At 67.6% G+C, this 19,428-nt stretch carries 14 protein-coding genes; all 14 read left to right on the forward strand.

The annotated features are described in order from the left end of the window. The first annotated feature begins 8 nt into the window (after nt 1–8). The 14 genes from ACQ4LY_RS07675 to ACQ4LY_RS07740 all read left to right on the forward strand — a co-directional run bounded on the left by ACQ4LY_RS07675 (nt 9) and on the right by ACQ4LY_RS07740 (nt 19,413). On the forward strand, nt 9–989 hold the full coding sequence (locus tag ACQ4LY_RS07675) for a sugar phosphate isomerase/epimerase family protein (protein WP_431075430.1): 981 nt from the start codon (nt 9–11) through the stop codon (nt 987–989). Further along, entirely contained in the window at nt 986–2,725 is a 1,740-nt protein-coding gene (locus ACQ4LY_RS07680; protein WP_431075431.1) for a dihydroxyacetone kinase family protein, read from the forward strand. Before ACQ4LY_RS07675 ends, ACQ4LY_RS07680 begins: the two co-directional genes overlap by 4 nt. Further along, a complete protein-coding gene (locus tag ACQ4LY_RS07685) occupies nt 2,722–3,183 on the forward strand; it encodes a ribose-5-phosphate isomerase (RefSeq protein WP_341955559.1) in 462 nt (153 codons plus the stop codon). The genes ACQ4LY_RS07680 and ACQ4LY_RS07685 overlap by 4 nt, the downstream gene beginning before the upstream one ends. After that, the gene (locus tag ACQ4LY_RS07690) at nt 3,183–4,136 is read left to right on the forward strand and encodes a 3-hydroxyacyl-CoA dehydrogenase family protein (RefSeq protein WP_431075432.1); all 954 of its coding nucleotides are present in this window, start codon (nt 3,183–3,185) and stop codon (nt 4,134–4,136) included. The genes ACQ4LY_RS07685 and ACQ4LY_RS07690 overlap by 1 nt, the downstream gene beginning before the upstream one ends. Before the next feature lie 158 nt (nt 4,137–4,294). Continuing rightward, nucleotides 4,295–5,650, forward strand: coding sequence for an ABC transporter substrate-binding protein (locus ACQ4LY_RS07695; protein ID WP_431075433.1), 1,356 nt, complete (start codon nt 4,295–4,297; stop codon nt 5,648–5,650). 74 nt (nt 5,651–5,724) lie between these two features. Continuing rightward, nucleotides 5,725–6,660: a carbohydrate ABC transporter permease gene (locus ACQ4LY_RS07700; protein ID WP_431075434.1), complete on the forward strand. Its 936-nt coding sequence runs from the start codon at nt 5,725–5,727 to the stop codon at nt 6,658–6,660. Then, nucleotides 6,657–7,535 (forward strand): carbohydrate ABC transporter permease, encoded by an 879-nt coding sequence (locus tag ACQ4LY_RS07705; protein ID WP_341955555.1) that lies wholly within the window; start codon nt 6,657–6,659, stop codon nt 7,533–7,535. Before ACQ4LY_RS07700 ends, ACQ4LY_RS07705 begins: the two co-directional genes overlap by 4 nt. A 47-nt stretch (nt 7,536–7,582) precedes the next feature. Then, a complete protein-coding gene (locus tag ACQ4LY_RS07710; RefSeq protein ID WP_341955554.1) occupies nt 7,583–9,094 on the forward strand; it encodes an alpha-N-arabinofuranosidase in 1,512 nt (503 codons plus the stop codon). Continuing rightward, on the forward strand, nt 9,091–10,491 hold the full coding sequence (locus ACQ4LY_RS07715) for a glycoside hydrolase family 5 protein (RefSeq protein WP_431075435.1): 1,401 nt from the start codon (nt 9,091–9,093) through the stop codon (nt 10,489–10,491). The genes ACQ4LY_RS07710 and ACQ4LY_RS07715 overlap by 4 nt, the downstream gene beginning before the upstream one ends. 54 nt (nt 10,492–10,545) lie before the next feature. Beyond that, complete coding sequence (locus ACQ4LY_RS07720) at nt 10,546–11,799, forward strand: D-arabinono-1,4-lactone oxidase (protein ID WP_431075436.1); 1,254 nt, start codon at nt 10,546–10,548, stop codon at nt 11,797–11,799. A 632-nt stretch (nt 11,800–12,431) separates the two neighbouring features. Next, nucleotides 12,432–15,515: a carbohydrate binding domain-containing protein gene (locus ACQ4LY_RS07725; RefSeq protein ID WP_431075437.1), complete on the forward strand. Its 3,084-nt coding sequence runs from the start codon at nt 12,432–12,434 to the stop codon at nt 15,513–15,515. A 155-nt stretch (nt 15,516–15,670) separates the two neighbouring features. Continuing rightward, nucleotides 15,671–16,690, forward strand: coding sequence for a LacI family DNA-binding transcriptional regulator (locus ACQ4LY_RS07730; protein WP_431075438.1), 1,020 nt, complete (start codon nt 15,671–15,673; stop codon nt 16,688–16,690). Then, the gene (locus ACQ4LY_RS07735) at nt 16,687–18,234 is read left to right on the forward strand and encodes a sugar ABC transporter ATP-binding protein (RefSeq protein WP_431075439.1); all 1,548 of its coding nucleotides are present in this window, start codon (nt 16,687–16,689) and stop codon (nt 18,232–18,234) included. Before ACQ4LY_RS07730 ends, ACQ4LY_RS07735 begins: the two co-directional genes overlap by 4 nt. 180 nt (nt 18,235–18,414) lie before the next feature. Continuing rightward, nucleotides 18,415–19,413: a substrate-binding domain-containing protein gene (locus ACQ4LY_RS07740; protein ID WP_431075440.1), complete on the forward strand. Its 999-nt coding sequence runs from the start codon at nt 18,415–18,417 to the stop codon at nt 19,411–19,413. The last annotated feature ends 15 nt before the right edge of the window (nt 19,414–19,428 follow it).

A 19,428-nucleotide genomic window follows, 5' to 3' on the forward strand; every position in this document is an offset into this window, starting at 1 on the left:
GATGGACGATGGCGCTCACCGCCGAGACTTGGCCGATCGCGGCAGCGATGCTGCCCTTTCCCGCCGCGCAACCCGAGGACGCGACCGAAGACGCCCTGCACGTCGAGTGGGCGCGGAGCCTCCAGCAGGTTGCCGACGCGGACTTCGCGCACGTCGACCTCACCGATTCCTGGGTGCGCTACGGCGACCTCGACGAGCGGCATCGGCAGCTGTTCCGGCACGTCCTCGCCGACAGCGGCCTGAAGGCCGCCTCGCTCTCGGCGATCCGGAGAAGCGTGATCGACGCCGACACCGGGGCGGAGAACCTCGCCTACAGTCACCGGACACTGGATTTCGCCGCCGACCTCGGCATCGGAGTGGTGTCGGTCGGACTGCACCAGGCGCTGAGCCCGCGGCAGCGGGAGCAGCTGTGGTTCTGGACCGCCGAGGGGCATCGCGACCGACTCGATGATCGAGAGGCATGGGATCTGGCTGTCTCCCGATTCCGCGAGCTCGGGGCTCACGCCGCCGACCTCGGCCTCCTGCTGTCGCTCGAGATGTACGAGCACACCTTTCTCGGCTCGGGTGCCTCGGCGGTGCGTCTCGTCGAGGAGATCGGCATGGCGGAGGTCGGCCTCAACCCCGACATCGGCAACCTCGTTCGGTTGCACGAGCCGATCGAGGACTGGCGGGAGCTGCTGGCGCAGACGCTCCCGTTCACCAATTTCTGGCACGTGAAGAACTACGCCAGGGACGAGGACCCGCAGTCGGGGGTCATCACGACGCTGCCGGCCTATCTCGAGAGCGGACTCATCGACTACCGCTCGGCGATCGCGATGGCGATCGACAGCGGCTTCCAGGGTGTCATCTGCACGGAGCACTACGGCGGAGACGGACTGAGCATGAGCGCTGCGAACCGCGACTATCTGCGCCGGCGAATCCTGCCCCGGCGTGACTACGAACCGGGCGCGAGCCTGGTCGTCCAGCACAGCGAGAGGAGCTGGTCATGACACGCATGCCCGCCGATCCGGACACCTTCGTCGAGGAGGCGCTGGATGGACTCGTCCTCGCTCATCCCGACGAGCTGAGGAGGGTGAGCGGCGGTGTGGCCCGTGCGACCGCGATCACCCCCGGGCACGTCGCCGTCGTGATCGGAGGCGGGTCCGGGCACTACCCGGCGTTCGCCGGTGTCGTGGGCGAGGGGATGCCCGCGGCCGCCGTGTGCGGCAACATCTTCTCCTCACCGTCGGCCGGGCAGGCTGTGCAGGTCGCCCGCGCCGTCGAGGCGGGCGGTGGAGTGCTGTTCAGCTACGGAAACTACGCGGGGGACGTGATCCATTTCGGAGAGGCCGAGCGTCGACTCCGCGAGAAGGGGCTGGACGTGCGCACCGTGCTCGTCACCGATGACATCGCCAGCGCGCCTGCGGCAGATCGGACGCAGCGGCGGGGGATCGCCGGAGACCTGTGCGTCTTCCGCATCGCCGGCGCCTCCGCCGAGCGGGGGGACGATCTCGACGAGGTCGAGCGTCTCGCGAGGCGCGCCAACGCGATGACCCGCACCCTCGGCGTCGCGTTCTCCGGCTGCACGCTCCCCGGGGCGTCATCGCCTCTGTTCGAGGTGCCGGAGGGGAGGATGTCCATCGGGCTCGGCATCCACGGCGAGCCCGGCATCCGCGACGTCCCGCTGCAGAGCGCCCGTGAACTCGCCGTCACCCTGCTGGAGCCGCTGCTGGAGGAGCGCCCGGAGGGTCACGCCTCTCGGGTCTCGCTGATCGTGAACGGGCTCGGCACCGCCAAGTACGAGGAGCTCTTCATCCTGTTCGGGCATCTGCACCGCGAACTCGCCAGCAGGGGGATCGAGGTGGCCAGTCCTCTCTGCGGTGAGCTCGTGACGAGTCTCGACATGGGCGGGGTCTCGGTCACGCTGCTCTGGCTCGATGACGAGCTCGAAGAGCTGTGGAACGCGCCGGCGGCCTCGCCGGCCTTCCGCCGCGGTGCCGTCGATCGGTCGGGTGTGCTCGCCGTCGCCGAGGTCGCGACCGGCGCCGATGCGTCGGAGGAGCCGCTCGGTCAGCGGACGGTGACAGCGGAGTCCCGCCGCGATGCGGCACTCGCACGCCGACTGCTGTCTGCGGCACGGGACGCGGTCGTGCGTGAGGCCGATCACCTGGGAGAGCTCGACGCGGTCGCCGGTGACGGCGATCACGGCATAGGCATGACCCGTGGGTTGGAGGCCGCAGTCGCAGCGGCGTCGGCGCTCGATGACGAGACAGGCCTCGGCGAGGTGCTCGACGCCGCGGGGGATGCCTGGTCGGAGACCGCGGGCGGCACCTCGGGAGCGCTGTGGGGGGCCGCGATCTCGGTACTCGGTCGCTGCATCGACGAGGGCGGCGCTTCGCGCACCCTGTCCCTGCCGGCGGCCGTCTCCGCGGCGCGGTCCCGGATACAGACGCTCGGCGGAGCATCCGCGGGCGACAAGACCATGCTCGACGCCCTGCTCCCCTTCGAGCGCGAACTCGAAGCCGCTCTCGCGGACGGCCGGAGCGTGGCCGATGCGCTCGGTCGTGCGGCGGGGAAGGCCCGGCAGGGGGCGAGCGACACGGCGGCCCTGACTCCGCGCAAGGGGCGCGCCCGACCGCTCGCGGAGCGCAGCATCGGCCACCCGGACCCGGGTGCGGTGTCCTTCGCGTTGATCGCGTCGACCGTCGCCGAGGTCGTTCTCGGTGGCACGGAGGAGGATTCATGAACGGCTGGCGGATCGTGATCGGCGCGGATGACGCCGGCTACGAGTACAAGGAGATTCTTCGAGCGGTTCTCGAGCAGGACGACAGGGTGGCGAAGGTCGTCGACGTCGGTGTCGATGCCTCCGGCGCGAGCCCGTACCCGCGGGTCGCCGCCGAAGCCGCGCGCCACGTGGCCGCGGGTGAGGCGGACAGGGCCCTGCTCGTCTGCGGGACCGGTCTGGGCATGGCGATCGTGGCGAACAAGGTGCGTGGCGTGCGCGCGGTCACGGCGCATGACACGTACTCGGTCGCCCGCTCAGTGCTCAGCAACGATGCGCAGGTGCTCGCGCTGGGCGCCCGTGTCATCGGACCCGAGCTGGCGAAGACCCTCGTCGACGGGTGGCTCGACCTCCGCTTCGACCCGGCCTCGCCGTCGGCGGCCAAGGTGGAACTGATAGACGAGATCGAGGAGGAGTCGTGATGACCGAACAGGTGGCAGTCGTCGGATCCGGGTACATGGGGGGCGGCATCGCGCAGGTAATCGCCCTGTCGGGGCGTCGTGTCGCGCTCGCCGATGTGTCAGCCGAGCAGGCGTCGAACAGCCGGGAGCGGATCATCCGCGAGGCGGCCGACTTCGAGCGGCGATCGCTGTTCCCCGTCGGCGCCTCAGAGAGGATCGCCGAGCGGGTGACGGCTGCGGCGTCGATAGAGGACGCGGTGACCGACGCCGACATCGTCGAAGAGGCGGTTCCCGAGATCCCCTCCGTGAAGCACGAGACGCTGCGGCGGATCGCTGCGGCGGCTCCTGCCGCCGCAGTGATCGGGAGCAACACATCGACCATCTCGATCGCGGCGTTGGCTGAGGCCGTGCACGGGCCCGAGCGGTTCCTCGGCGTGCACTTCAGCAATCCGGCCACGTTCATCCCCGGGGTGGAGGTGATCCCGCACGAGGGCACCGACCCGAGCGCGGTGGCGCGGGTCACCGCCCTGCTCGCCGAGTGCGGCAAGGTCGGCGTCGAGATCCCCGACGTCACGGGCTTCGTGCTCAACCGGTTGCAGTACGCGCTGTTCACCGAGGCCGCGAGGCTGGTCGACGAGGGTGTGGCATCGCCCGAGGCGATCGACACGATCGCGCGAACCACCTTCGGCTTCCGTCTGCCGTTCTTCGGTCCCTTCGCGATCGCCGACATCGCCGGTCTCGACGTCTACCGGTTCTGCTACCAGTCGCTCGGCGAGGCCTATCCCGAGCGGTTCGCCGAACCGGCGTCGCTTCGCGAGCACGTCGACCGGGGCGAGCTCGGAGTGAAGTCCGGTCGTGGTTTCCTCGCGACGCCGCCGGAGCAGATCGCCGCGCTGACCGAGTATCGCGACCGCGCATACACGCGCATGGCGCAGCTGCTCGACGAGCTCGGCCCCGCGCCGGTCAGATACTGATCGGCGCCCCCAGACAGCAGGGCCAGCTCTTGACAGTCCAGAGTGCCCATGCGGTAAAATTACAACGTTAGAAATACAACGTTGTAACCCGACCACTCCGAGTCATGAAGACCGAGTGGAGCAATGACAATGAAGTCCAGCATCCGAAGGGAAACACAGTGAAGACCAAGCCACTACTCGCTGCGGCACTCACTCTCGTCGTGGCCGGCGCGCTCGTATCGTGCGCAGGCGACGGCGGCACGAATGAGGGCGGCGGCAGCGACGCCACCAACTGCACCAACAAGATCCAGAAGGACGACCTGCCCGTCGTGACGATGTGGGCCTGGTATCCGAACATGGAGCTCGTGGTCGACAACTTCAACGAGCAGAGCGACGACGTCCAGGTCTGCTGGACCAACGTCGGCCAGGGCGGCGACGAGTACGACAAGTTCCAGACCGCGATCACCGCGGGCACCGGCGCGCCCGACGTGATCATGATCGAGGCCGACCGCATCCCCACCTTCCAGGTGCAGGAGGCGATCGTCGACATCTCGTCGTTCGGCTACGAGGACGTCAAGGACGACTACAGCGAGGGCGCCTGGAAGGACGTCTCCGTCGGTGAGGGCGTCTACGGCGTTCCCGTCGACGGCGGTCCGATGGGCATGATCTACCGCAAGGACATCTTCGAGACCTACGGCATCACGCCTCCGACCACCTGGGCCGAGTACGAGGCCGCCGCGCAGACCGTCAAGGACGCGGGTGGGCCGCTGTTCGGCGACCTCGGAGCGAACGTGCCCGCGGTGATGATGGCGCTGCAGTACCAGGCGGGCGCCGAGCCGTTCACCTATGACTCCGCGACTCCCGAGGAGATCTCGGTCACCCTGAACGACGACGCATCGAAGAAGGTGCTGGACTACTGGGACGGGCTGGTCGAGAAGGGACTCGTCGGCACGCAGGACCAGTTCACCCCCGAGTACGTATCGGGCGTGATCGGCGGCGACTACGCCACCTACATCTCCGCCGCGTGGGCCCCCGGGTACCTGACCGGCGCCGGCGTCGGCGAGGGAGAGGATGCCGGAGTCTGGGCGACCGCTCCGCTGCCGCAGTGGGACGCCGCCGACCCGACGTACGTGAACTGGGGCGGATCCGCCTTCTCGGTGACGAGCCAGGCCTCGAACCCCGAGCTCGCGGCGAAGGTCGCCCTCGGCGTCTACGCCGATGACGCGTCGCTCACGGACGGCTGGCAGAACCAGGTCATCTTCCCGCTGAACCTCAAGGCCCTCAACTCGCCCGAGTTCGAGAACTACGAGGTGCCGTTCTTCGACGGACAGCTCGCCAACAAGGAGGTCTACGTCCCGGCGGCCAACGGCTACGAGGGCATGACGTACACGCCGTTCGGCGCGTACTACTTCGATGCGTTCAACGAGCAGCTCGCAGCGATCAATGAGGGCTCCGTGACCGGGTCCGAGGCCGCTGACGCGTTGCAGGAGACGATCGTCACGTACGCGGAGGAGCAGGGCTTCACCGTCAAGTGATCCCGCGAGACGGGTCGCCCCACCCGCGGGCGACCCGTCCCGTCCTCCCTTCCCCTCATCACAGGAGTCTTCAGATGACCGTCGAAATCGCCACACGTCCGAAGGCGGCCACCCGCCGCCCTCGGCGACGAGGCGCATCCGCACGAGGACATGTGGGCTGGGCCTTCGTCGCCCCGTTCGCGATCGTGTTCGTCGCGCTGCTCGTCACGCCGCTGCTCTACGCGCTGTACCTGAGTCTGTTCCAGAAGAAGCTGATCGGCGGGACGAGCTTCGTCCTCTTCGACAACTACATCAAGGCGTTCACGGACCCGAACTTCCTCGACGGCATCTGGTTCGTCGTCGTGTTCTCGGCCGTGCTCATCCCTCTGCAGATGGTGGTATCGCTCGGGGTCGCTCTGATCCTCGATGCCGTCGTCACCCGCTTCGCGCGCTTCTCGCGGCTGATGATCTTCCTGCCGTACGCGATCCCGGCGGTCATCGGCGCGCTCATGTGGGGATTCCTGTACAGCAAGAGCTTCGGACCCGTCGCGGAGATCTTCGGGATGTTCGGGGCGGTCGGCCCCGATCTCCTCAGCCGCGACCTCATCTTCTTCGGCCTGCTCAACATCGTCACGTGGCAGTGGGCCGGGTACTACATGATCATCATCTACGCAGCCCTTCAGGGCATCGACCCGACCCTGTACGAGGCCGCGAAGATCGACGGCGCGACCGGATGGCAGATCACGCTGCGGATCAAGATCCCGCTCATCGCGCCCGCGCTGCTGCTCATCCTCGTGTTCGCGCTGATAGGCACGCTGCAGTTCTTCAACGAGCCCCAGATCCTGCGGTATCTGGCCTCGGGCGCCATCCCCTCGGATCTCACTCCGAACATGTACGCGTTCCAGCAGGCCTTCGCTCTGGCGAACTACAACTACGGATCGGCGATCTCGTTCGCCCTCGGTGCCGTGGTGTTCGTCTGCGTCTACCTCTTCATGTTCATCACCCGAAAGCGCGGGAGCATCCTGTCATGACGACCCTCAACGACACCCGTCGCACGGCGCGTCAACGCCATCTCCCGCTCCAGGTGCTCCTCGGGTTCCTGGTCGTCTACTTCCTGGTCCCGTTCTGGTGGGTCATCGTCAACAGCTCGAAGGACGCCGCCGGCCTCTTCGGCGGCGGCAGCTCGCTGTGGTTCGCCGACAACATCGACTACTGGGGCAACCTCGTCGACCTGTTCACGTACCAGAACGGCATCTACCTCCGTTGGCTCCTGAACTCGGCGCTCTACGCGGTCGTCGGCGGCGTCGGCGCGACGGTGCTCGCCGTGATGGCCGGGTACGGGTTCGCGAAGTTCCGATTCCGCGGCCGCTCGTTCAGCTTCGCCGTGCTGCTCGGCTCGGTCATGGTCCCCGCCACCGCGCTGGTGATCCCGACGTTCATCCTGTTCTCGCAGCTCGGTCTGACCAACACGATCTGGGCCGTGATCCTGCCGACGCTGCTGAACCCGTTCGGCGTCTACCTCATGAACATCTACACCCGCGACGCGGTGCCGGACGAGCTCCTCGACGCCGCCAGGGTCGACGGGGCGGGCGAGATCCGCACGTTCGTCCAGGTCTCCCTCCCCCTGATGCGCCCGGCGATCGTCACCGTGCTCCTGCTGTCGGTCGTCGCGTCGTGGAACAACTACTTCCTGCCGCTGGCGATGCTCTCCGACAACCGGCTCTACCCCGTGACGGTCGGCATCGGCATGTGGCAGGGGATCGCGTCGGCCAACAACTCCGGAGGAACGTCGCTCTGGAGCGTCATCATCCTCGGCTCCCTCGTGTCGGTGATCCCCCTGGTCATCGCCTTCCTCACCCTCCAGAAGTACTGGCAGGGTGGCCTCTCCATCGGAAGTCTCAAGTAGCGGCCAGGGCCGTGACCGACTTCCATCCTCTCCACGCAAAGGTGAAAATGATCAACGCCCGTCTCGCCATCGACCCGCACTTCACGGTCGGCGACATCAACCGACGACTCTTCGGCTCGTTCGTCGAGCACCTCGGACGCTGCGTCTACGGAGGCATCTACGAACCGGGCCACGAGACCTCCGACGCCGACGGCTTCCGTGGTGACGTGGTCGAGCTGGTCAAGGAGCTGGGGGTGTCGACCATCCGGTACCCCGGCGGCAACTTCATCTCGGGATACCGCTGGGAGGACGGAGTCGGACCCCGCGAGGAGCGTCCCCGCCGCCTCGATCTGGCCTGGCACTCGACCGAGACCAATGAGATCGGCCTCGACGAGTTCGCCGCATGGACCGAGGGAGTCGGCAGCGAGCTGATGTACGCGGTCAATCTCGGCACGCGGGGCATCGAGTCGGCGCTCGACGTGCTCGAGTACACGAATATCGCCTCCGGCACCTTCCTGTCGGAGAAGCGCATCGCGAACGGCAGGACGAAGCCCTACGGCATCCGCATGTGGTGCCTGGGCAACGAGATGGACGGTCCGTGGCAGGTCGGGCACTCGACCGCTCACGAGTACGGCCGCCTGGCCGTCAAGACCGCGCGAGCGATGCGCATGATCGATCCCGATCTCGAGCTCGTCGCCTGCGGATCGTCCAGCGCCTCGATGCCGACCTTCGGCGACTGGGAGCGCACGGTGCTCGAGGAGACCTACGACGAGGTCGATTTCATCTCCTGCCACGCGTACTACGAGCCGAAGGGCGACGACTACGCGAGCTTCCTCGCCTCCGCGGTCGACATGGACCGGTTCATCGACGTCGTCGTGGCGACGGCGGACCATGTGAAGGCGCTCAAGCGGAGCGACAAGACGCTGAACATCTCCTTCGACGAATGGAACGTCTGGTACCAGTCGCGGTTCAACGACGTGGAGAAGATCACGGATGCCACGGACTGGCCGGTCGCGCCTCGGCTGCTGGAGGATTCGTACTCGGTGGTGGATGCCGTGGTGTTCGGCAATCTGCTGATCTCGCTGCTCCGTCACGCCGACCGTGTGACCGCGGCCAGCCTCGCCCAGCTCGTGAACGTGATCGCACCGATCATGACCGAGCCCGGCGGCATCTCGTGGCGCCAGACCACGTTCTTCCCGTTCGCCATCACCTCACGACTCGCCAGAGGCAAGGCGCTCGAGGTGCGCCTGGAAGCTCCGACGTACGCATCCGACGTCTTCGGCGACGTGTCGCTCGTCGACGCCGTCGCGACCCATGACGAGGAGACCGGCGAGACCGCGGTCTTCCTCGTCAACCGCAGCCTGACCGAGGAGATCACGGTGCAGATCGACGTCAGCCGTCTGGGTGACGTGCAGGTGACCTCGGCGCAGTCGCTGCACGACGACGACATGCACGCCCGCAACACCCTCGAGGACCCGGAGCGCGTGGGGATGCGGGAGAACACCACCGCGCGCGTGATCGACGGTGCCATCTCGATCACGCTCCCCGCCGTGTCCTGGACGGCGGTGACGGCGCGGTGAGCGCGGCGACCGGCGCGAGTGTCGATCCGCAGATCCTGCGGGTCGACGGCACCCGCATCGTCGAGGGCTCAGAGCCGGTGCTGCTGCGCGGTTTCGGGCTGGGCGGGTGGATGAACATGGAGAACTTCATCACCGGCTACGCCGGAACCGAGACTCAGCACCGCAGAGCGCTGCTGAGAGTCCTCGGAGAAGACGCCTACCAGAGCTACTTCTCGCGGTTCCTGTCCGTCTTCTTCACCGAGGCGGATGCGGCGCACGTGCGATCCCTGGGGCTCAACTCGGTGCGGATCCCGTTCAACTACCGCCACTTCGAGGATGACGCCGACCCGTTCGTGATCAAGGAGGAGGGCTTCGCTCTTCTCGACCGGGCCGTCGACGCCTGCGCGACGCACGGCGTCTACGCGATCCTCGACCTGCACGCCGTTCCGGGTGCCCAGAATCAGCACTGGCACAGCGACAACCCCACGCAGTGGGCGCACTTCTGGGCGCAGCGTCAGTTCCAGGACCGCGTGGTGAATCTCTGGGAGCAGATCGCGGAGCGGTATCGGGGCAACCCCTGGGTGGCCGGATACAACCCGATCAACGAGCCCGCCGATGCGGAGGGCGCAACGGTGGGGCCCTTCTACCGGCGGCTGGAGGCCGCGATCCGGGCCGTCGATCCGGAGCACATCCTGTTCCTCGACGGCAATCGGTACTCGACCCAGTTCGATCAGCTGGGCGACCCGCTGCCGAACTGCGTGTACACCGCTCACGACTACGCGCTGCCGGGGTTCGTCGACGGCGGTCCCTACCCCGGCGTGAGCCGCGGTCAGTACATCGATCGGGATCGAGTCGAGGAGACGTTCCTCGCGCGCACCGCCTACATGCGCGAGACGGGAACGCCGATCTGGGTCGGCGAGTTCGGGCCGGTCTACACCGGCGATCCGGACCGCGACGATCAGCGCTATCGACTGCTCGAGGATCAGCTCGAGATCTTCTCGCGCCACGACGCCAGCTGGGCGCTGTGGACCTACAAGGACATCGGCCTGCAGGGTGCCGTCAGCGCCGACCCGACGTCGGAGTACATGCGTCGCATCGCTCCGGTCCTCGAGAAGAAGGCGCGCCTCGGCGTCGACTCCTGGGGATCGACGGATGCCGGGGTGCGCGGGATCCTCGACCCCATCGAGAAGCTGTTCGAGACGGAGTTCCCCGACTTCGCGCCGTTCCCGTGGGGCGCGCGACGGTGGATCCACGGGCACGTGCGGCACGTGATGCTCGCCGAGGCCATGGTGGCCGACTACGCGAACGCGTTCGAGGGAGTCACCCCTGCGGAGGCGGCCGATCTCGCCGACGCCTTCGCCCTCGAGAACTGCGTGCGCAGAGAGCGGCTCGAGGCGATCCTGTCTTCGTCGATCTGAGCGCGCATAGACTGCGACGGGATGACCGCCGAGCGACGAAGGAGTGCCGATCCGATGGAACGCAACTGGGCCGGGAACCTCACCTATCGGGCGAGGCGGGTCGAGCACCCGTCGTCGATCGACGAGCTGGGTGCGCTGTTCGCCGAGGGCGGGCCGGTGCGCCTGCTCGGCTCCCGGCACTGCTTCAACGACATCGCCGACACCGACGGGGTGCTCGTCGCGCTCGACCGGATGCCGGTGGTGTTCGAGATCAACGACGCCCGCGACGCCGTGCGCGTCTCGGGAGGGCTGCGCTACGGCGACATCGCGCCGCGGCTCGGGGCGGAGGGACTGGCCCTCGCGAACCTCGCCTCGCTGCCGCACATCTCGATCGCCGGGGCCGTGGCCACGGGGACGCACGGGTCGGGCGACGCGACCGGGTCGCTGGCGACCGCGGTGCGTGCGCTGACAATCATCACCCCGGCCGGTGAGATGCGGACGCTCTCACGCGGTGACGACGACTTCGACGGCGCGGTCGTCAGCCTCGGTGCCCTGGGTGCGGTCGTCGACGTCACGCTCGACGTCGAGCCGACCTACGACGTGGCGCAGCATGTGTTCGAGCATCCGTCATGGGATGCGATCCTGGCCGACTTCGACGAGGTCACGGGCATCGGCACGAGCGTCAGCATCTTCTCGACCTGGACGCGCACCGACATCGCCGACCAGATCTGGGTCAAGCAGCGCCACCCCGAGGCGCATGAGCTCGTCCGCGACGACCTCTTCGAGCGGCTCGGCGCGGAGCCGGCGACGAGCAAGCGGCATCCGATCCTCGGCGTCGATCCTGTCGCCTGCACCGAGCAGCTCGGTGAGCCGGGGCCGTGGTTCGAGCGCCTCGCTCACTTCAAGCTCGAGTTCACGCCGTCGGCCGGCGCCGAGATCCAGAGCGAGTACCTCGTGCCGCGCGCCGACGCGGTCGCCGCGATCCAGGCGGTGCGCACGCTCGCCGGCCAGATCGCGCCGCTGCTGCTCGTGAACGAGATCCGCACGGTCGCCCCCGACTACCTCTGGCTGAGCTCGTCGCAGGGCACGGATGCCGTCGGCATCCACTTCACCTGGAAGCCCGACGAGGCGGCCGTGCGCGCGTTCCTGCCCACCCTCGAGGCGCTGCTGCCTGCCACCGCCCGCCCGCACTGGGGCAAGGTCTTCACTCTCGATGCCGCAGAGGTGCGCTCGCGCTATGCGCGATGGGACGACTTCGCCGCCCTCGCGCGGCGGTTCGACCCCGAGCGTCGCCTAGTGAACCCGTACCTGGAGCGCCTCGGGCTGTAGGTACGGGCCCCTGTTCGGCGCGAGGTGCCCGTCGGAGCCCCCGCTGGGCTCCCGTAGGGGCGATCGGTCACGGATTGACGAAGACTCTTGCGTTCCAAATTCTGTTACCGGTAACATCCGAGTGACAGCAATCGTCGCGGCTCCGTTCGGAGCCACTGAGGCAGCGTGTTCGCGACCTCGGTATCTCAAGGAGGAGAGTGCATGAACGGCGTCATCTGTGTCCATCTCGATCGGGTCGCGCACCGCGCCACACGACGCCTTCCCGTGCTGCACTCGGCTATGAGAGAACCTCGACCGGCGCACTGAGCGCCGGTGCCAGCGGGGTGAGTCCCGGCCGGCAGAACGGCGCCTGAGGCTTCTGCCTCCAGGACGCCGGCAGACCGAGGAACCGCATCCGTCCGCTCTTCCCAGGCGCGGATCGCTGCTGCAGCACTCCTCGATTCCCGAATCACATCGACCCCACAAGGGGACTGACGCGCGCCGCGGCAATCCGCTGCTGCGAAGACGCTGTCGGTCGCTATCCCACCTTCGCTCGAGACAGCAGCGTCCACGGCCTCTTCGCAGAAGAAGCGGCCTGGCGCGCGTTCGCGCCGGCGCGCCCTCGAGCGAGACCTACCCGCAAGGAGCAACACGTGAAACCACATCTGAGAACCGTCGATCGGCGCCGCCGGTCCGTTTCGCTTCCGGCAGCGATTCTGGGGGTCGCGGCGCTCGTCGCGTCTTCCGTGACCGCCGCCGGGGCACCGGAGGCGGCTTTCGCCGCTCCCGTGAGCATCATCGACAACGGCACTTTCGAGAGCGGACTGTCGGGATGGTCTGCGCCACTCGGAGGGACGCTCACGGAGAGCGCGGACGCCCGTACGGGCGCGAAGGCTCTTGCGATCAGCGACCGCTCGAGTTTCCAGTCGGGCCCCACGGCCACGGTGACGGGACTGCTGAAGACGGATCAGTCCTATGACCTCTCGCTCTCGCTGAAGTTCGACGCCGGGCGCGCCACGCAGGACTTCAACGTCGTTCTGTGCACGTCATCGCGCAGTCGCTGTGACGTGGTGGTCTCGGCGACGGCAACGGCCGGCGAGTGGTCCACCCTCGAGAGGACTTTCTCGCCCCTGACGGCCGACTACGACATCCTCTTCGTCGAAACGCCGTGGAACACCGACGTCCAGTCCTTTCTGATCGATGACGTGTCGCTGACGACGGACGGCGGGTCGTCCGCCGCAGTCGAGCCGCCGGCGGTGCCGGGCAACCTCCTGCCTGACGGCCGCTTCGTCTCGGACCTGACCGGGTGGACCAACACCCGCGGTGGCACGCTGGCTCTCAGCGACGACGCGGCGAGCGGCGCGCACTCCCTGAAAGTCACCGGCCGGGAGAACACCCAGTCGGGCCCGTTTGCGAGTGTCGCGGACAAGATCGAGCTCGGTGCCTCGTACCGCCTCACCGGAAAACTGAAGTACGACGAGGGCAACGCCACCCAGCAGTTCAACTTCACCTTCTGCCCGACGAACTTCAACGGATGCGCCGACTACGGGCACACGTTCACGAAGGGCGAATGGGGCGCCTTCTCGCAGGAGTTCACGGCCGAGGCCAGGCACGTCGCTGCGGGATGGCTGTTCGTGGAGACTCCCTGGGGCTCCGAGGCTCTGCAGGACTTCTCGGTCGACGAACTCTCGCTCGTCAAGATCGCCGATGCGCCCGAAGTGCCCGCGTTCACGAGCCTCGAGAAGGTGCAGACCAAGCCGATCGGCGACCACAACCCGCTCGTCGGCCACAAGTTCGGCGCCGACCCGCACCACCTCGTCTACAACGGTCGCCTGTACATCTACTCGACCGATGACACCCAGCAGTACGACCTGAACAGCAAGGACGAGAACGGCCTGCCGACACAGTCGAACGGCTACGGCGGCATCACGCGTCTCAACGTGATGTCGACGATCGACATGGTCAACTGGGTCGACCACGGCTCGGTGCCGATCGCTCGTGAGGGCGGCGCTGCCCCGTGGGCCCGCAACTCGTGGGCTCCGGCGGCGATCGAGAAGGACGGCAAGGTCTATCTGTACTTCTGCGACAGCGGCACCGGAACGGCGGTCGTCGTCGGCGGGTCGCCCCTCGGGCCGTGGGTGGATCCGCTCGGCAAGAAGATCATCCCCGACACCGTGTCGAGCGACTACATCGCCGACGGCGGATTCCCGGCAGGCATGTGGCTCTTCGACCCCGAGGTGTTCATCGACGACGACGGCCAGGGCTACCTGTACTTCGGCGGCAACTCGCAGATCGGCACCGCGCCGAACGTGCAGGGGCCGCAGAACCCGAAGTCGACCCGTGTCGTGAAGCTGAAGGACGACATGGTCACCCTCGACGGCGACCCGGTCGAGATCGATGCCCCCGGCATGTTCGAAGCGTCGAGCATGTTCAAGCGCGACGGCAAGTACTACTACTCGTACTCGTCGAACTTCCAGGTGAACGAGGCGCCGGGACAGTACCCGTCGCGCGGTGCGATCGCGTACATGATGACCGATGACCCGATGAAGCTCGGTTCCTCGGAGTACGCGGGCGTGGCGTTCCAGAACCAGGGCACGTTCTTCGGAGCGGGCAACGGCGGCAACAACCACTCCGACATGTTCACCTACAAGGGCGAGACCTACTTCACCTACCACGCGCAGACGCGTGGGGCGGCGTGGGCGTCGGCTCTCGGAACCCCGGGCGCGACACAGGGATACCGCTCGGTCCACATCGACAAGCTCGAGTTCAACCAGGACGGCACCATCAAGCCGATCGTCGGAACCAAGGCGGGCGTGGAACAGGTCGAGAGCTTCGATCCGTACCGCACCTTCGAGGCCGAGACGCTGGCCTGGCAGCTGGGCATCACCACGGCCAAGACGGATGCCGCCTCGGTCGAGTTCCCCGAGCACAACGGTTCGGGCAACATGGTGCTCTCGGGCATCGATGACGGGGACTTCTCCGGCATCTCCGGTGTCGACTTCGGCTCCGGCGCCCAGAAGGTGTCTGCGAAGGTGAAGCCGTTGGTCGCCGGTGGCAGCATCCAGGTGCGTCTGGATGACGTCGACGGCCCCGTCGTGGCGGAGATCCCCGTCGACGGCACGGTCGGAGAGTGGACCACGGTCGAAGCCGAGGTCACCGGTGCCACGGGCGAGCACGATGTGTTCTTCGTCTTCGCCGGACCCGAGGGCCTCGGCGCGGATGTCGACCTGTTCGAGGTCGACAACTGGTCGTTCGACACGGTCGACGACGGCCCGGGATCGCAGCTGACCGCTGAACTCTCCGCGTCGAAGGTCGCGGCGGGTGGATCCGTCACCGTCACCGCTGCCGGTGTGGCAGCGGACGAGGTCGAGATCGGCATCGCCAGCACATACCGGGCGCTCGCCACGGTCGCCGTCGAAGGCGGCGAGATCGAGGCCACCGTCGTGATCCCGGCAGATGCGACAGCCGGTCTGCACCACATCATCCTCCGCGATGGTGAGACCGAGCTCGCGCGACTGCCGATCACCGTCACGCGGGTCTCCGGTGGCGGCACCGACGGTGGCTCATCCTCCGGCGGAGGAGGCGACGGCACCGGTGGGTCGCTGGCCGCTACCGGCGGTGACGCGAGCGGATCGTTGATGGCTGCGTTGCTCGGCGCGATCCTGCTGGCCCTCGGATCCGCGTTCTGGGTCCGGCGCCGCAGATCAGTCCGAGTCGCAGAGATCGGGACGGACTGAGGTGAGGACGCCGCCCGTCGGCAGTGCCTGACCTTCTAATGACCCGCCTCTTCCTTCCGGCCGCGCCGAAGGAAGGGGCGGGTCGCCCGTCATCCATTGCAGGTCCGGGGGTGTTCTCGGTAACATTCTCCGAGGCCTGGCCGACGGAGGTGTGCATGGCGAACGTCGGTTCAGACAAGCCCAACATCCGTCAGGTCGCCACCATCGCTGGCGTCTCGCACATGACGGTGTCGCGGGTGCTCAACGATCACCCCAACATCAAGCCCGACACCAAGCGGCGTGTGCTCGAGGCGATCGAAGAGCTCGACTACCGGCCCAACATGGTCGCCCGCGCACTCGCCACGCAGCGCACACGTCGTATCGGCGTGATCGTCGAGAGCGCCGTGGCCCATGGCCCGACCAGCATCCTGCGTGCGGTCGAACTCTCCGCCCGTGCGGCGGGGTACTCGGTCACACCGATCGCGCTCCATGAGGGCGATGCGCTGTCGCCGCAGGAGGCCGTCGACAACCTCGTCACCCAGGGTGTCGATGCGCTCTGCGTGATCGCGCCCCGTTCGTCGTCCGTCGCGGCTCTGCGCCGCATCGCGATCACGGTGCCGATGCTCGTGGTGAAGGCCGACGCCGATCCGACCTTCCTGACGGTGTCGATCGACCAGCACGCGGGCACGACACTGGTGGTCGACCACCTCGTCGCGCTCGGACACCGCGACATCCTGCATCTCGCGGGCCCCCTGGACTGGCTGGACGCGAGGGCTCGCGAGCGCGCCTTCCACTCGCGGGCCAAGTCGTGGGGCATCCGCGAACGACCGATCGTCGTCGGCGACTGGTCTGCCGACTTCGCGTACGACTTCGCCAAGGGCCTGACGCGTCTGCCCGACTACACCGCGATCTTCGCCGCGAACGACGACATGGCCATCGGTCTCATCCACGGACTGCACGACAGGGGCTTCGAGGTGCCGACGGACCTGAGCGTGGTCGGATTCGACGACGTGCCGCTCGCCCGGCATTTCCTGCCGCCGCTGACGACGGTCCGCCAGGACTTCGGCGCGCTCGGCGGCGCGGTCGTCGAGATGCTGCGTGCGGCGATCGAGGGGCGCGACATCCCGGCGCTCACCCGTATCCCGACCGAGCTCGTGGCTCGCGCATCCTCCGCGGCTCCCCGGGAGTTGCGATGACACTCGACCGTGGTCCCGAGCCGGTGGTGCGGCTCGAGGGCATCACGGTCGACTTCCCCGGCGTGCGCGCACTCGACGACGTCGATTTCCGACTGTTCCCCGGCGAGGTGCACGCCGTGATGGGTGAGAACGCCGCAGGAAAATCGACGCTCGTGGCGGTGATCACCGGCACGCTCGCACCCGAGGAGGGGACGGTCTTCGTCGATGGCGAGGCTCGCCGATTCTCGGGAGTCGCCGACAGTCGCGCGGCCGGCATCGCGACGGTGTTTCAGGAGGCGCAGCTGAGCCCGAACCTCAGCGTGGCTGAGAACGTCATGCTCGGCAGGGAGCGACGCGGGCACTTCGGCATCGACTGGCGCCGCACCAGGGCGGATGCCGGTGAGGCGCTGGCGTGGCTGGGACTCGACGACCTCGACCCGAAGACGCCGTTGTCGATGCTGACGCCCGCGCAGAAGCAGCTGGTCGCGCTGGCCCGTGCAGTCGTGGACGAGCCGCGGGTGCTCGTGCTCGACGAGCCCACGTCGAGCCTCGACGTCGCCGAGGTCGCCACGCTCATGCGCGTCATCCGAGGCCTCCGGCAGCGCGGTGTCGCGATCCTCTTCATCTCGCACTTCCTCGAGCAGGCGTTCGCGATCAGCGACCGCATGACGGTGCTGCGCGGTGGGCGACGGGTCGGCGAGTACGCGACGCGCGATCTCGACCGAGCCGACCTGATCTCGAAGATGCTGGGCAAGGACATCGACAGCCTCAGAGCGCTCGGCTCGGAGCGCAAGGCGCACCATTACGCGTACGACGGAGAGCCGGCCATGCAGGCGTCCGGTCTCGGTCGCCGCGGCGAGCTGGAGCGGATGGATGTCGAGGTCCAGCGCGGTGAGATCGTGGGCCTCGCGGGGCTTCGAGGCTCAGGACGCACGGAGCTCGCCTCTCTGCTGGGCGGCACGGTGCGTGCCGACAGCGGCGAGCTGTGGGTGGACGGCGAGAAGGTGCAGCTGAAGAACCCTTCTGCCGCGCTGCGGCATCGCATCGCCCTTTCGGCGGAGAACCGCGGAACGCAGGGCATCGTCGGCGACCTCACTGCGCGCGAGAACATCATCCTCTCGCTCCAGGCGCTGCGCGGATGGACTCGTCCTCTCTCGCACGCCGAGTCGAAGAGTCTCGTGGAGACCTACGTCGAGGCGCTGCACCTCGACCCCGCGGACCTCGACCGTCCCGTCGGCCTCCTGTCGGGGGGAACGCAGCAGAAGGTGCTTCTCGCCAGGGCGCTGGCGGTGCGCCCTCACGTGCTGATCCTCGACGAGCCCACTCGGGGGATCGACATCGCGGCGAAGGTCGAGGTGCAGCGCCGCATCAGCCAGCTCGCCGGAGACGGCGTGGCCGTCGTGTTCATCTCGTCAGAGCTCGAAGAGGTCGTGCGGCTGAGCGATCGCATCATCGTGCTGAAGGACCGCGAGAAGATCGGCGAGCTCAGCAACGGTCCGGGTGTGACCGTAGACACGGTCGTCGAGATGATCGCGGCCGAGCTGAGTCTGACAAGCGGACTGTGATCGGTAACAGAATCGAGACCGATTAGAAACGCTGATTTCGTCAGAACCTCTTGTGTTCCAGAAATTGTTCCCGGTAACATCGCGGCAGGACCTGCGATGCCGCAGTCCTGCAATCACGACAGGGACCACGACCGGTCCACCGTTGCCGGAGTGACTACCGGCGTCTCAAGGAGGAGAATCATGTCCGCGAAGAAGCGCATCCGCGTCGCGTTCGGCCTGGCAGCAGTCGGCGCACTCACCATCGGCCTTGCGGCCTGCTCGACGGGCGACTCCGGCGGCGGCGACGGCGGCGGCTCGGAGGAGATCACCACCGTCGGCTTCGTGGCCGTCGGCCCAGAAGGTGCATGGCGCGAGGCCAACGAGCAGAACATCCAGGACACCTTCACGGAGGAAGCCGGATATGAGCTCAAGTACGCCCCCGCCACGAACCTCGACCAGAAGTCGCAGATCGACGCGTTCACCTCCTTCGTCGACGAGGGTGTCGACGTGATCCTGCTCTCGGCGACCGAGGCGTCGGGCTGGGAGGACTCGCTGAAGCGCGCGCAGGAGGCGGAGATCCCCGTGATCCTGCTCGACCGCGGCATCGAGCCCGACGATGACAGCCTGTATGTGACCCGCATCGCTCCCGACAACGTCGAGGTCGCGAAGGAGGTCGGCACCTGGGCTGCGGCCACGTTCCCCGACGGCGGCAACTATGTCGTGCTCGAGGGGCCTGCCGGTGTCGGCGTCGTGAACGAGCGCAACACGGGCTTCGACGAGGGCCTCGGCGACTCCTCGCTCACGAAGCTCGACGCGCAGACCGCGAACTGGTCGGCGGAAGAGGGCAAGAGCGTCTTCGAGACGATGCTCAAGGCCTCGGGCAACGACATCCAGCTGGTGTTCGCGCAGAACGACGAGATGGGTCTCGGCGCAGCTCAGGCTGCGGAAGAGGCCGGACTCGTCGTCGGAGAAGACGTCAAGATCGCCACGATCGACGGCACGAAGAACGCCATGCAGGCGCTCGCCGACGGTCAGCTCAGCTACGTGCACGAGTACAACCCGCTGTTCGGCGAGACCGCTCTCGAGGTCGTCGAGAAGGCGCTCGCCGGCGAAGACGTCGAGTCGTACATCGTCGTCCCCAGTGAGGCGTTCGACTCCGCTGAGGCGGCGCAGGCCGTGCTGGCCGACCGCAAGTACTGACCGAGCACCGACGCC

Origin of the sequence: Microbacterium phyllosphaerae (genome assembly GCF_050628115.1) — a bacterium.
Classification (GTDB): Bacteria; Actinomycetota; Actinomycetes; order Actinomycetales; family Microbacteriaceae; genus Microbacterium; species Microbacterium phyllosphaerae_A.

Coding starts and splice junctions, on each gene's coding strand:
- ACQ4LY_RS07675 (WP_431075430.1), top strand. CDS start 9: ATGGCGCTCACCGCCGAGACTTGGCCGATCGCGGCAGCGATGCTGCCC.
- ACQ4LY_RS07720 (WP_431075436.1), top strand. CDS start 10,546: ATGGAACGCAACTGGGCCGGGAACCTCACCTATCGGGCGAGGCGGGTC.
- ACQ4LY_RS07700 (WP_431075434.1), top strand. CDS start 5,725: ATGACCGTCGAAATCGCCACACGTCCGAAGGCGGCCACCCGCCGCCCT.
- ACQ4LY_RS07740 (WP_431075440.1), top strand. CDS start 18,415: ATGTCCGCGAAGAAGCGCATCCGCGTCGCGTTCGGCCTGGCAGCAGTC.
- ACQ4LY_RS07690 (WP_431075432.1), top strand. CDS start 3,183: ATGACCGAACAGGTGGCAGTCGTCGGATCCGGGTACATGGGGGGCGGC.
- ACQ4LY_RS07710 (WP_341955554.1), top strand. CDS start 7,583: ATGATCAACGCCCGTCTCGCCATCGACCCGCACTTCACGGTCGGCGAC.
- ACQ4LY_RS07730 (WP_431075438.1), top strand. CDS start 15,671: ATGGCGAACGTCGGTTCAGACAAGCCCAACATCCGTCAGGTCGCCACC.
- ACQ4LY_RS07705 (WP_341955555.1), top strand. CDS start 6,657: ATGACGACCCTCAACGACACCCGTCGCACGGCGCGTCAACGCCATCTC.
- ACQ4LY_RS07735 (WP_431075439.1), top strand. CDS start 16,687: ATGACACTCGACCGTGGTCCCGAGCCGGTGGTGCGGCTCGAGGGCATC.
- ACQ4LY_RS07680 (WP_431075431.1), top strand. CDS start 986: ATGACACGCATGCCCGCCGATCCGGACACCTTCGTCGAGGAGGCGCTG.
- ACQ4LY_RS07685 (WP_341955559.1), top strand. CDS start 2,722: ATGAACGGCTGGCGGATCGTGATCGGCGCGGATGACGCCGGCTACGAG.